We start from the raw sequence: 12110 nt of genomic DNA on the forward strand, positions 1-12110 counted from the left end.
CCGTCTCGGGCGCGTTCTGTTCAAAGAACGATCCGGCCGGTATGCCGAAACGATGGCCGTGAGTCAAACCGTCGGGCTGGCGACGAAGGTCATGCGGTGGGGCGTGAGGCCGAGATTGGGCCGGTGGCGCCGGGCGGCAAAGCCATGCCGCGCCATCAGGGCGATCATATCGGCCTCGGCATAGGTCGCGAGCCCGATCTCGCTGCGGATCTTGCGATAGGGCGACACCGCGGTGGCGACGAGGCCGGCGAGAGCCGCTGGCAGGTAGCCGTTGCGCCAGGCGTTGCGCAGCAGCGAAGCGACGTCGGCGACCATGCCCGCATCGGGTGGGATGACATCGGCGACGACGAGCCGCCCGCCCGGCTTCAGCTTGGCGTGGAAGCGCTCGAGCAGGGAGGCGAAGTCCTCCGGCGACAGATACTGGATGAGCGAGGAGACGACGATGAGGTCGGCCGCGCCGTCCGCGAGCGCTGTGTCGAGATCCTCCGGCAGGGCGAAGGCGACGTTGGGCAGGCGCCCGAAGCGCTCGCGCAGCTTCGCCACCACCGAAGGCGCGCCGTCGCACAGCACCAGCCGTCCGACGGCCGCAGCGACGCGGGGGGTCTCCAGCGCCTCGCCGCAGGCATAGTCCAGCACCACGGCGTCGGGACGCAGGCCCGCCTCCGCCACATGGGCGAGGATGCCGTCGGCGATGGCCCGGTAGTGCACGTCCTTGTGGCGGTCGCTCACATAGATGGCGTGGTCGCCGTCCCAGAACGAGCGCCAGTCCGCCATCACTTCGCCGACCCGGACAGCTTGTCCGTCAGCGCCAGCAGCACGCCCGACACCACGAAGGTGACGTGGATGACCACGAGCCAGGTCATCTCCCGGTCCGACATGCCGCCGACGTTCATGAAGCCCTTGAGCAGGTGGATGGCCGAGATGGCGACGATCGAGGCGAGCAGCTTCAGCTTGAGGGCCGAGAAGTCGATCGACCCCATCCATTCCGGCCGATCCTTGCTCGTCACGTGCTCCATCTTGGAGACGAAGTTCTCGTAGCCGGAGAACACCACCATGATCACCAGGTTACCGGCGAGAGACAGGTCGATCAGCGTCAGCACGCCGAGGATGACGTCGGCCTCCTTGGCCGTCGGCACCTTGATCATGAAGCCGATGAGGTCCCGCACGAAGACGATCATCAAGGCCAGGAGGCCGATCATCAGGCCGACATAGAAGGGCGCCATCAGCCAGCGGCTGGCGAACAGGCCGCGCTCGAGCGCACGCTCGATGCCTTCTGATGCGCTGGGTGTCACCGGAGTTTCGCTCATGGCGGGCTCATGGCACGGGATGGTATCGGGAGGCAAGCGAAGGGGCTATTCACCCTCGCCGAAACGGTCGGCCACCAGGGCTGCAAGAGCCTCGACGGCGGCCTCCGCCTCACGGCCGCGGGCGGTCAGTGTGATCGAGGTGCCGATCCCGGCGGCCAGCATCATCAGGCCCATGATGGAACTCGCATCCACCGTCTCGCCGGCGCGCGACACCTTGATCGTCGCGTCGAAACGGTCGGCACAGGCGACGAACTTGGCGGAGGCACGGGCATGGAGGCCGCGCTTGTTGAGGATGGGCAGTTCGCGCACCACGGTGCCGGTGGCGGTGCTCGCCTCCGCTGCGTGAGCCCCCTCGTCCTGCGCCATCTCGACGTTCCTCGCCATGCTCTGCGCCGCCATTTGCGCGGCGATGCCCCGAATGCGGGCAGCCCGCTGCCATTCTAGGCACCGAACCCGCCGGACCTCAATTCCCTGCGAGGACGCGGCTGGCGATATTGATGTATTTGCGCCCCGCCTCCTGGGCGTGCAGCACCGCTTCGGCCAGCGGCTTCTCCGAGCGCACGGTGGCGAGCTTCACGAGCATCGGCAGATTGATGCCGGCGATGACCTCGACGGGACGGCCGCTCATCACCGAGATGGCGAGGTTGGACGGCGTGCCGCCGAACATGTCCGTCAGCACCGCGACGCCGTCGCCGGAATCGACCTGGTCCACCGCGGCGATGATGTCGCGGCGGCGCTGGTCCATATCGTCGCTCGGCCCGATGGCGATGGTCTCCACCTGGCGCTGAGGACCGACGACATGTTCCATGGCATGCCGGAATTCGACGGCCAGTTGGCCGTGCGTCACGATGACGAGACCGATCATCAGGCACTCCGCGCGCGGCTCGCCGCGCGCCTGCTCACTCGGGAGGAAGACATCTTGACCATGTGGCCGGCTGGCGCAAGGGCAGGTGCATCAACGATAGCCGTATGGTTGCGATGCAGCAAGGACCGGATTTGCGGTGGAACACCATGAGGATCGGGCGAGAACCAGCCTCACGGGATCGCCGCCGCGCGCAACAGGCAGGCGCGGCAATCTGACGCCGCAGAGCACCGTCCACAGGCTTTCTGCCTCCGGCATGCGGGCCGCATCCTCCGCCGCGAGGTCGACGACCAGCCCGAGGACGGCCACGGGCTCGAAGGGCGCGGGCACGATCCCCTCGCCCCGCCGCTCGATGAGACCGGCGAGAGCCGCCGGCGGTCGCGCCAGGAGCCTGCCGCTGGCCACCGCGAGATCCACCCTGTCGTCGGCCACCAGCCGCGCGAAGGGGACGACGCCGGCCGCCGCCAGGCCGATGAGATCGAGCGCCAGGCGCGACTTGCCCGCGCCGGAGGGCCCGCGGATGAGGATCGCCGTGGCGCCGACGAGGACCGCGGTGGCGTGGATGGTCGCCACGGCAGCCGGCCTCAGGCCGCCGGCAGGCGGACGACGAAGCGCGCCCCGGCAGGTGCCGGCTGGCCGTCCTCGTCGGTGCGCCCGGGACGGTTCTCGGCCCAGATGCTGCCCCCGTGCGCCTCGATGATCTGCTTGGAGATCGACAGGCCGAGGCCCGAGTTCTGCCCGTAATCCTGGTGGGGACGGTCGGTGTAGAAGCGCTCGAAGATGCGTTGCAGCGCGTCGTCGCGGATGCCCGGACCGTCATCGTCCACGACGATCTCGATGACGCCCTTGAGCTTGCGTGCGGTCACCCGCACCTCGCCGTCGGCAGGCGAGAAGGAGCGCGCGTTGTCGATGAGATTGGTGATCACCTGGCTGATGCGGCCGTCATGGCCGGGCACGACGAACTCAGCCGGCTTTCCGCCCTCGAAGTTGAGCGTCACCGGCACCTGCCCCTCCTTGCGCACCTCGTTGGCGATGGTGACGAGGGTGCCCAGGAGCTTCGACAGGTCGACGCGCGTCGATTCCTGGCGCTGCAGCTCGGCGTCGAGCCGGCTGGCGTCGGAAATGTCGGTGATCAGGCGGTCGAGGCGGCGCACGTCGTGCTGGATCACCTCAAGCAGGCGCCCGCGCGAGGTGTCGGTCTTGGCGAGCGGCAGCGTCTCGACCGCCGAGCGCAGCGAGGTCAGCGGGTTCTTCAGCTCGTGGGCGACGTCGGCGGCGAAACGCTCGATCGCCTCGATGCGGGCGTAGAGCGCGTCGGTCATGTCGCGCAGCGACCGTGACAGGTGGCCGATCTCGTCGCGGCGCTGGCTGAAGTCAGGGATCTCCTCGCGCGAACGGTGGCGCCGGCGCACCTGCTCGGCGCCCTCGGCGAGCTTGCGCACCGGTCCGGCGATGGTCCGCGCCATCAGGATGGAGAGCACCACCATGACCAGGGCGGCGACGAGGAAGACGCGCAGCACCTGGAAGCGCTCGGCGTCGAGCACGGCGTCGATCTCGCCGCCCTGGGTGTTGAGCAGCAGCACGCCGAGGACGCCGCGGAAGCGCTGGACGGGGATCGCCACCGACACGATCAGCTCGCCGCGCTCGTTGACGCGCACCATGCTGACCTTCTGCCCGTTCAACGCCTGCACGACCTCCGGATAGCTGCGGCCGTTGCGCAGGCCGAGGTCGCGGTAGAGCGGGAAGTTGCCCCCGCCGCGCAGGAAGCGGCGGATCTCGTTCCACCACTTCTCGTAGAAGGGCGGCTTGGTCCCGATCGGCGGCAGGTCGAGGGTCTGGATGTCGCCGCGGCCGTAGAGGTTGCGGTTGTCGAGGATGAGATTGCCCTCGCGGTCGTAAACGCGCGCCTGGGTCCCGGTCGGGCCGGTCAGCCGGCGCAGCACCGGGGCGACCCGCTCGGGATTGATGGGGAATTCGAGGAGGGCACCGAAGTCGTCCACCGAGGAGGCGGCGCCGCCGAGCTGCAGCTCGAAGAGCTTGTCGGGGTCGATCGGAATGACCGGCCCCTCCACGGAGGTGGAAGCGGCGACGGCGCCGGCGATGATCTCGCCCTGCACCAGCAGGCTCTGCGCCCGCGACTCGATCAGGCCCTCGCGGAACTGCGACAGCCACAGGATGCCCGAGACCAGCGCCACCAGCCCCACGAGGTTGAGCAGGACGATGCGCCGCGTGAGGCTGGAGAAGGAGCGGTTGACCACCGCGCGCGCGGTGCGGGCGAGGACCCGCACCAGCCGCGCCCAGGGCCTCAGCGGCCGCGAGGCGGTTGCGGGCGGCGGTACCGCCTGGGTCTCGTCTGTGGTCCGGTCCAGCATGATGCCGGTGAGGCGCCGGGGCAGCCTCACTCCTTGAAGCGGTAGCCGACGCCGTACAACGTCTCGATCATCTCGAAGTCGTCGTCGACGACCTTGAACTTCTTGCGCAGTCGCTTGATGTGGCTGTCGATGGTGCGGTCGTCGACATAGACCTGGTCGTCATAGGCCGCGTCCATCAGCGCGTTGCGGCTCTTCACCACGCCCGGGCGCTGGGCGAGGGCCTGCAGGATCAGGAACTCGGTCACGGTCAGGGTCACCTGCTCGCCGTCCCAGGTGCAGGTGTGCCGCTCCGGGTCCATGCGCAGCTTGCCGCGCTCCAGCACCTTGGCGTCCGTCTTGGCCTCGGCGGCCGGGTCCTTCGCCGCCGCGCGCCGCAGCACCGCCTTGACGCGCTCGACCAGCAGGCGCTGGGAGAACGGCTTCCGGATGAAGTCGTCGGCGCCCATCTTCAGGCCGAAGAGCTCGTCGATCTCCTCGTCCTTGGAGGTGAGGAAGATCACCGGCATGTCCGTCTTCTGTCGCAGCCGGCGCAGCAGCTCCATCCCGTCCATCCGCGGCATCTTGATGTCGAGGATGGCGAGGTCGGGCGGCGTCTGCTTGAAACCGTCGAGGGCGGAGGCGCCGTCATTGTAGGTGACGATGCGATAGCCTTCGGCTTCGAGCGCGATGGCGACCGAGGTGAGGATGTTCCGGTCGTCGTCGACGAGGGCGATGGTCGGCATTTGCTTCCCTTGTTGGGCGAGGCATGTGTGGGGCGCGCCAATTGTGGCAGACGCGCTCCCCGCCGTTCGAACGCGCCAAGCGTGGCGAAAATGGGACTGACGCAGGATAACGGCAAGGCGGGCCGAAGATAAGGGCCTTCGGCAAGGTTTATTCGGGCTTTTGTCGATGCCCCGCCAGTCTCCGGCCTTCTTCAACGCAAAAGGCCGGGCGCTGGCCCGGCCTCTTCAATCCCGCTGGGGACCCGTGCTTACTTCGGAACCTCGACCGGGCTGTCCGACTGTTCGCGCAGATAGGCGAGGAGGTCGGCGCGCTGCTGCTCGGAGCGGATGCCGGCGAAGGCCATGGACGTGCCCGGCAGGGCGCCGCGCGGGTTGGTAATGAAGGCGTAGATCTCTTCGAGCGTCCAGGGCTGGCTTGCCTTGGCCTTCATCGCCGCGGAGTAGTTGAAGCCCGGGACGGCGCCGTGGTTGCGCCCGACGATGCCATAGAGGTTGGGGCCGGCGCCGTTGGCACCGCCCTTGTTGATCGTGTGGCAGGTGGCGCACTGGCGGAACACGGCGGTGCCGTTGGCGGCATTGGCGGAGGCGAAGACCTCGGCCATCGACTTGGTCGGCGCCGCGGCGGCGGGCGCGGCCTGCTGCCCGGCGGGCGGCGCCACCGCCACCTCGTAGCCCGGCTTCGCCGGCGTCTTCGGCCGGAACAGTTCATTGGCCAGAAGGCTGCCGCCGAGGGTGCCCGTGCCGACGAGCAGCACGGCCATCATGACCTTGTTGAATTCCAATCCGTCCATAGGGACCAGCTCCAGACATCGGCGGCGCCTGGCGAAAATGCGCGGGGGAACGCGGGATGGGCCTGCCGATTTGGCGCGGACACTATCCAATTTGCTCCCCGTGAGGCAACCCGTATATGCACGCCTCTCTCATGCTACTTTTTGCCGCCTCCAAACTGGCCCGACGCCGCGAAAACAGCCCGCCATGACCGCATCCCTCGTCCTCGTCCCCGCCCGCATGAGCGCCTCGCGGCTGCCCGGCAAGCCTCTGGCCGACATCGGCGGGACCCCGATGATCGTTCATGTGCTGCGCCGCGCCGAGGCGGCCGCGCTCGGCCCCGTGGTGGTGGCGACCGATTCGGCGGAGATCCTCGCGGCGGTGGAAGCGGCGGGCGGACGGGCCGTCATGACCCGCGCCGACCACCCCACCGGCTCGGACCGCATCCAGGAGGCGGCCGACCTCGTCGACCCCGGTAAGCGCTACGACCGCATCGTCAACGTCCAGGGCGACCTGCCGACGATCGAACCCGGCATCGTCCGGGCGGCCGCCGACCTCTTGGACGACCCCGCGGTGGATATCGGCACGCTCGCCGCCGTCATCACCCGGCAGGAGGAGATCACCAACCCCAACGTGGTGAAGGCCGTCGGCACGCCCCTGTCGGACACGCGGCTACGGGCACTCTACTTCACCCGCGCCACCGCCCCCACCGGCGAGGGGCCGCTCTACCACCATATCGGCCTCTACGCCTATCGCCGGGCGGCGCTGGAGCGCTTCGTCTCCCTGCCCCCGGCACCGCTCGAGAAGCGCGAGCGGCTGGAGCAACTCCGGGCGCTCGAGAACGGCATGCGCATCGACGTCGCCGTGGTCGACGCCGTGCCCCTCGGCGTCGACACCCCGGCCGATCTCGAGCGCGCCCGCGCCCTCATCGCCAAAGCCTGATCCTTTCGCTAAACAGACCGCCCCACCGGAGTGACGCGTCCATGATCCTCGCGCCCAAGCGCATCGCCTTCCAGGGCGAACTCAGCGCCTTCTCGCACCAGGCGGCCAATGCGGTCTTCCCGCAGGCCGAGGTTCTCCCCTGCCCGAGCTTCGAGGACGCTTTCGCCGCCATCCAGAACGGCGACGCCGATCTCGGCATGATCCCGATCGAGAACTCCATCGCGGGGCGAGTCGGCGACGTGCACCACCTGCTGCCCACCGCCTGCCTCAACATCATCGGCGAGTTCTTCCTGCCCATCCGCTTCCAGCTCATGGGCGTGAAGGGGTCCTCCCTCGCCACCGTAAAGACGGCGCGCAGCCACATCATGGGCCTCGGCCAGTGCCGGCAGATCATCCGCAAGCTCGGCCTCAAGCCGATCGTCGCGGCGGACACCGCCGGCTCGGCCCGTGAGGTCGCCGAGATGAACGACCCGAGCCAGGCCGCCATCGCGCCGCGCCTTGCCGCCGAGGTCTACGGCCTCGACATCCTCGCCGAGGACATCGAGGACGCCGCCAACAACACCACCCGCTTCGTCATCCTCTCCCGCCAGAAGATATGGGCGGCGCCCGGCCGGGACTGCCTGACGAGCTTCGTCTTCCAGGTGCGCAACGTGCCGGCGGCGCTCTACAAGGCCATGGGCGGCTTTGCCACCAACGGCGTCAACATGACGAAGCTGGAGAGCCACATGATCGGCGGCCGCTTCGTCGCCACGCGCTTCTATGCCGAGATCGAGGGCCATCCCGACGACCGCAACGTCAAGCTGGCGCTGGAGGAACTGGCCTTCTTCGCCAAGGAGCTGACCATCCTCGGCGTCTATCCCCAGCACCCCTGGCGGAACGAGGTCGAGAAGACCGTGGCCGAATAGGCCGGGCCTCGCCGCGGGGGCGCGAATCGCGGCACCCTCGCGTCCATGGATCTGCCCCCTCTCGAACTCGACACGCTGCGGATCGCCATCGGCCTTGCCGACACGGGCGATCTCACCGCGGCGGGACGGCTGCTCGGCGTCGGCCGGCGCACGGCTGCCGCCCGCATCGCCCAGCTGGAGCGGCGCATCGGGGCCGTGCTCTTCGACCATGCCGGCAGGACCGTCCGGCCGACGGCGGCAGGTGACGTCTTCATCGCCGAGATCCGGCTGTCGCTGGCCGCCGCCGAGCGTGCGGCGCGGCTTGCCCGCGCCATGGCGGACCGCGCCGAAACCATCGGCATCGGCGTCACCGACGAGGCCATGCTCGGCCCGCTGCGCGATCTCTTCGAGGACCCCGCCTGGATCGAGGCGGGCTTCGCGCCGGCCCTCCACCACGGTCCGCTCTCCGACCAGATGGCGGCGCTCGCCGAGGGCCGCCTCGCCATGGTCTTCGCCGCCCCGCCGCTGCCGCCCCATCCGCGCATCCAGCACAGGCAGGTGGCGGCGTCGAAATGGTCGGCCCTCGTGCCGGATGCCGAAGCACGGCTGAGGAAGACGGCGAGCCTGTCGAACCTCGCCCGCAAGCCGCTCGTGATGCTGGACCGCGACAAGGCGGCCCTTGCCCATGACGGCGTGCTGGCAGCTCTCCAGGCGACGGGAACAGCGCCCTACGTCGCGCAGGTGGCCGACAGCTGGGTCGGCGTCGCCGCCATGGTCAGCCTCGGGCTCGGCTCGGCCCTTGTGCCCTCGGTGGTGGCGAAGCGCCTCGCGGTGACGGGTGCGACCGTGCTGCCACTGGTCGAAGCCGAGGGCCTGCCGGCCTGGACGATCTCCTGCCTCTGGCTGCCGCAGCCGGCCGGCACGGCAGCAGCCGAGGCCATAGCGCTGGCGAAGACCCGGCTGGGATAAAGCCGGGCGCCACCGTCGTGCACTGCCGTCGCCGATTGGGGCGTTCCCTGCGACACGCCGGCACAGGCCATGGCGCGTGCCGTCATCCCCGGCCGAGCGAGGCGAGAGGAAGGGGATCCAGGAGTGGCGGGGCGAACCCCGCCCCCAAGACGTCGTCCCATCGGTGGGCCTGTGCCATCGGCCCCTGGACCCCCTTCCCTCGGCCTGCCGCCTCGCCGGGGGTGAAGTATCGTGGGGAAATCGTGCCGGGCCGGCGACCGGCGACCGGCCCCTTACCTCTTCGGCCCGTCCACGAAGGCCCGGATGAGATGGTGCGCGATGGCGAGCGGCGGCGGGCAGGAGAGCCGGTCCGGATGCTGTTTCGCCAGCATCATCCAGCACTCCTCGCGGGTGAACCAGCGCGCGTCCTCCAGCTCCTCCGTGTCGATCTCGATGTCGCGGCTGGTCGCTTCCGCGAGGCAGCCGATCATCAGCGAGGCCGGGAAGGGCCAGGGCTGGTCGCAGAGATAGGTGACGCGGCCGATCTTCACGCCCGCCTCTTCCATGATCTCGCGGCGCACCGCGTCGGCGATGGTCTCGCCCGATTCGAGGAAGCCGGCGAGCGCCGAATACATGCCCGGCGGGAAGCGGCGCTGCCGCCCCATCAGGCAGCGGTCGCCGTCCACCGCCAGCATGATGACGACCGGATCCGTGCGCGGGAAATGCTGCGCGCCGCAGGACGGGCAGTCGCGGCGCCAGCCGGCCTGCGACAGCTTCGACTGCGCCCCGCACTTGCCGCAGAAGCGGTGGGTGGCGTGCCAGTGCATCACCGACTTGCCCTGCGCCATGGGCCCGAGATGGTGCGGCTCCACGACGCCGGTCATCGCGATGGTGCGCATGTCGGTGATGAGCAGGGTCGGGTCGTCGACCTTGATCTCGGCGATCCGGTAGGCGTTGGGATCGGTCTTGGCGAGCTCCGGGACGAGGCGGGCGAAGCGCGGCGCGCCGTTGGCGAGGCCGAGGAAGGCGGTCTCCAGCGGCTCGCCGAAGGCCTCGGCCTCGGCGGCGGTGAAGAGCGGATCGCCGCGCTCGCCGTTGCGCCTGAGGATCGGCGTCTCCCCCGCGAAGACATAGAGCCGGGTGCGCGGGTCGGCGAAGGTGGCGTCGAGCCAGGCCGTATCGCCACGCTTGGCGCTCATCCGGTCGAGGTCGTTCTCGGTGTAGCCGAGCGTGATGGGCGGCAGCGGCGGCAGGGCGTCGGACATGGCGAGGGGCTTTCCGGGAAACAGGGCGGCGACGCTCGCACGGCCCGAGCGCCCGAGCAACGCGTTCAACCGGCGGAGAGCCTTGCCCTCAGCGCGGCGATGAACCCGTCCCGCGGCGCCTCGGCATAGGGCTGGGCCGGCGCCTTGCCCCAGACGGGGCCGGGCCAGGCGGGGTCGCCGGCAAAGCGGCCGATGACGTGGACGTGGAGCTGCGGCACCATGTTGCCGAGCGCCGCCACGTTGAGCTTGTCGCAGCGGGTCATCGCCCGCAGCACGTCGGAGACGGCCGCGATCTCCTCCATGAGCTGGACGCGGTCCTCGGGTGAGAGGTCGATGATCTCCACCGCGCCCTCGCGCCGGGGAATGAGTACCAGCCATGGATAGGTGGCGTCGTTCATCAACCTCACCGCAGAGAGCGGCAGGTCGGCGACGGCGAGCGTGTCGGCGGCGAGGCGGGAATCGAGGCTGAAGGCGGCGGTCATGGACAGGTCCCGGGAAAAGCTCGCGCCAGTCTAGCCTCACGGTGAGGGTCCTGTCCGGTCGCGCAGCGAAGGCCGCTTGCGCCCGGCGGCGCTTCCCGCCATATAGCCGGTGGGAGGTTGGCGGTGGACGAGACTCTCGCCAACCCGGTCAGGTCCGGAAGGAAGCAGCCGTAACGAGCCCGTTTCGGGTCGCGTGTCAGCCTCCCACTTCATCCCCGCGGATGGTTGCCCTCGCGCGCGCGGCGCGCGACACTGGCATGAGCCCTTCGCCAGACCCCGAGCAGGACTGCCATGGATTCCTCGCCCGAGACCGAACCCGGGTTCGCTCTCGGGACGCCGGAGCCGCCCAAGGCCGCGCCCTATCGCGTGCTCGCCCGCAAGTACCGTCCGCAGCACTTTTCCGACCTGATCGGCCAGGAGGCCATGGTCCGCACCCTGTCGAACGCCTTCGACACGGGCCGCATCGCCCAGGCCTACCTGTTCACCGGCGTGCGCGGCGTCGGCAAGACCACCACCGCCCGCATCCTCGCCCGCGCGCTGAACTATGAGCTTCCCGGCGAGGTCGACCGCCCCTCCATCCATCTCGACCGGCCCGGCACCCATTGCCAGGCGATCATGGAGGGCCGCCACGTCGACGTGATGGAGATCGACGCGGCCTCCCACACCGGCATCGACGACGTCCGCCAGATCACCGATGGCGCCCGCTATGCGCCGGTCTCGGCCCGCTACAAGGTCTATATCGTCGACGAGGTCCACATGCTCTCGGAGAAGGCGTGGAACGCCTTCCTGAAGACGCTGGAGGAGCCGCCGGCCCACGTGAAGTTCATGTTCGCCACCACCGAGATCCGCAAGGTTCCGGTGACCGTGCTGTCGCGCTGCCAGCGCTTCGACCTGCGCCGTGTCGAGGCCGACGTGCTGGTCAACCATCTCGCCGGCATCTGCGCGAAGGAAGGCGTCGGCATCGAGCCCGACGCCCTCGGCCTCATCGCCCGCGCCGGCGAAGGCTCTGTGCGCGACAGCCTCTCCATCCTCGACCAGGCCATCGCCCACGGCGCCGGCGAGGTGACCTCCGACAATGTCCGCCGCATGCTCGGCCTCGCCGACCGCGCCCGCATCATCGACCTCTTCGAACACGTCATGAAGGGCGACGTCGCGGCCGCCATGGCCGAGTTCAAGAGCCAGTACGACGACGGCGCCGACCCGGAGATCGTCCTCGGCGAGCTCGCCGAATTCGTCCATTTCGTCACCCGCGTGAAGGTGGCGCCGGCCGCCGCCGACGATGTCGCCTTCTCCGAGACGGAGCGGACCCGCGGACGCGACTTCGCCGCCCGCCTGTCGCACCGGGTGCTCGCCCGCGCATGGCAGATGCTGATGAAGGGCATCGAGGAGGTGGCGCGCTCGCCGAAACCCCTGGCCTCTGCCGACATGGTCCTCGTCCGCATCGCCTATGCGGCCGATTTGCCGACCCCCGACGAGGCGCTGCGCATGCTCGCCGACGGCTCCGGCGCGGTGGGCGGGGGCGCGGCCCCGCGCCTGCCCTCCGGCGGCGGTGGCAGCG

14 protein-coding genes and 1 other RNA gene are annotated in these 12110 nt (G+C 69.7%); 5 read left to right on the forward strand and 10 right to left on the reverse strand.

Annotated elements, in window-relative coordinates; translation table 11 throughout:
• Positions 1 to 63: 63 nt before the first annotated feature.
• From ACT6XY_RS13800 to ACT6XY_RS13835, 8 genes are all read right to left on the reverse strand, one after another.
• On the reverse strand, positions 64 to 774 hold the full coding sequence (locus tag ACT6XY_RS13800) for a class I SAM-dependent methyltransferase (protein ID WP_444748902.1): 711 nt from the start codon (positions 772 to 774) through the stop codon (positions 64 to 66).
• Positions 774 to 1307: a TIGR00645 family protein gene (locus ACT6XY_RS13805; protein WP_444748903.1), complete on the reverse strand. Its 534-nt coding sequence runs from the start codon at positions 1305 to 1307 to the stop codon at positions 774 to 776. Before ACT6XY_RS13805 ends, ACT6XY_RS13800 begins: the two co-directional genes overlap by 1 nt.
• Positions 1308 to 1352: 45 nt before the next feature.
• Positions 1353 to 1673, reverse strand: a complete 321-nt coding sequence (locus ACT6XY_RS13810) for an HPr family phosphocarrier protein (protein WP_444748913.1) — start codon at positions 1671 to 1673, stop codon at positions 1353 to 1355.
• A gap of 97 nt (positions 1674 to 1770) precedes the next feature.
• Positions 1771 to 2172 carry a PTS sugar transporter subunit IIA gene (locus tag ACT6XY_RS13815; RefSeq protein WP_106749876.1) on the reverse strand — a complete coding sequence of 134 codons (402 nt, stop codon included), beginning with the start codon at positions 2170 to 2172 and terminating at the stop codon, positions 1771 to 1773.
• Positions 2173 to 2262: 90 nt separating this feature from the next.
• Positions 2263 to 2742, reverse strand: coding sequence for an HPr kinase/phosphorylase (locus ACT6XY_RS13820; RefSeq protein WP_444748904.1), 480 nt, complete (start codon positions 2740 to 2742; stop codon positions 2263 to 2265).
• Between the two features lie 11 nt (positions 2743 to 2753).
• Entirely contained in the window at positions 2754 to 4541 is a 1788-nt protein-coding gene (locus ACT6XY_RS13825; protein ID WP_444748914.1) for a stimulus-sensing domain-containing protein, read from the reverse strand.
• 26 nt (positions 4542 to 4567) lie between these two features.
• The gene (locus tag ACT6XY_RS13830; RefSeq protein WP_444748905.1) at positions 4568 to 5263 is read right to left on the reverse strand and encodes a response regulator transcription factor; all 696 of its coding nucleotides are present in this window, start codon (positions 5261 to 5263) and stop codon (positions 4568 to 4570) included.
• Positions 5264 to 5511: 248 nt separating this feature from the next.
• Entirely contained in the window at positions 5512 to 6054 is a 543-nt protein-coding gene (locus ACT6XY_RS13835) for a c-type cytochrome (RefSeq protein ID WP_444748906.1), read from the reverse strand.
• 184 nt (positions 6055 to 6238) lie between these two features.
• On the opposite strand from ACT6XY_RS13835, the gene ACT6XY_RS13840 reads away from it, so the two are divergent.
• The 3 genes from ACT6XY_RS13840 to ACT6XY_RS13850 are packed head-to-tail and all read left to right on the forward strand — an operon-like array spanning position 6239 to position 8826.
• Positions 6239 to 6973 carry a 3-deoxy-manno-octulosonate cytidylyltransferase gene (locus ACT6XY_RS13840; protein WP_444748907.1) on the forward strand — a complete coding sequence of 245 codons (735 nt, stop codon included), beginning with the start codon at positions 6239 to 6241 and terminating at the stop codon, positions 6971 to 6973.
• A gap of 41 nt (positions 6974 to 7014) precedes the next feature.
• Positions 7015 to 7878: a prephenate dehydratase gene (locus ACT6XY_RS13845; RefSeq protein WP_444748908.1), complete on the forward strand. Its 864-nt coding sequence runs from the start codon at positions 7015 to 7017 to the stop codon at positions 7876 to 7878.
• A gap of 45 nt (positions 7879 to 7923) precedes the next feature.
• On the forward strand, positions 7924 to 8826 hold the full coding sequence (locus tag ACT6XY_RS13850) for a LysR family transcriptional regulator (protein ID WP_444748909.1): 903 nt from the start codon (positions 7924 to 7926) through the stop codon (positions 8824 to 8826).
• A gap of 272 nt (positions 8827 to 9098) precedes the next feature.
• Here the strand turns inward: ACT6XY_RS13850 and nudC are convergent, their stop codons facing one another.
• Entirely contained in the window at positions 9099 to 10070 is a 972-nt protein-coding gene (nudC, locus tag ACT6XY_RS13855) for an NAD(+) diphosphatase (protein ID WP_444748910.1), read from the reverse strand.
• A gap of 65 nt (positions 10071 to 10135) precedes the next feature.
• Complete coding sequence (locus ACT6XY_RS13860) at positions 10136 to 10552, reverse strand: HIT domain-containing protein (protein WP_444748911.1); 417 nt, start codon at positions 10550 to 10552, stop codon at positions 10136 to 10138.
• Between the two features lie 112 nt (positions 10553 to 10664).
• Between ACT6XY_RS13860 and ffs the strand changes: the two genes are divergently transcribed.
• Positions 10665 to 10760, forward strand: an RNA gene (gene ffs / locus ACT6XY_RS13865) — signal recognition particle sRNA small type.
• Positions 10761 to 10843: 83 nt separating this feature from the next.
• Positions 10844 to 12110, forward strand: a 1267-nt coding sequence (locus ACT6XY_RS13870; protein ID WP_444748912.1) for a DNA polymerase III subunit gamma/tau, incomplete at its 3' end; no start/stop codon positions are given.

Source organism: Phreatobacter sp., assembly GCF_052440005.1.
Classification (GTDB): Bacteria; Pseudomonadota; Alphaproteobacteria; order Rhizobiales; family Phreatobacteraceae; genus Phreatobacter.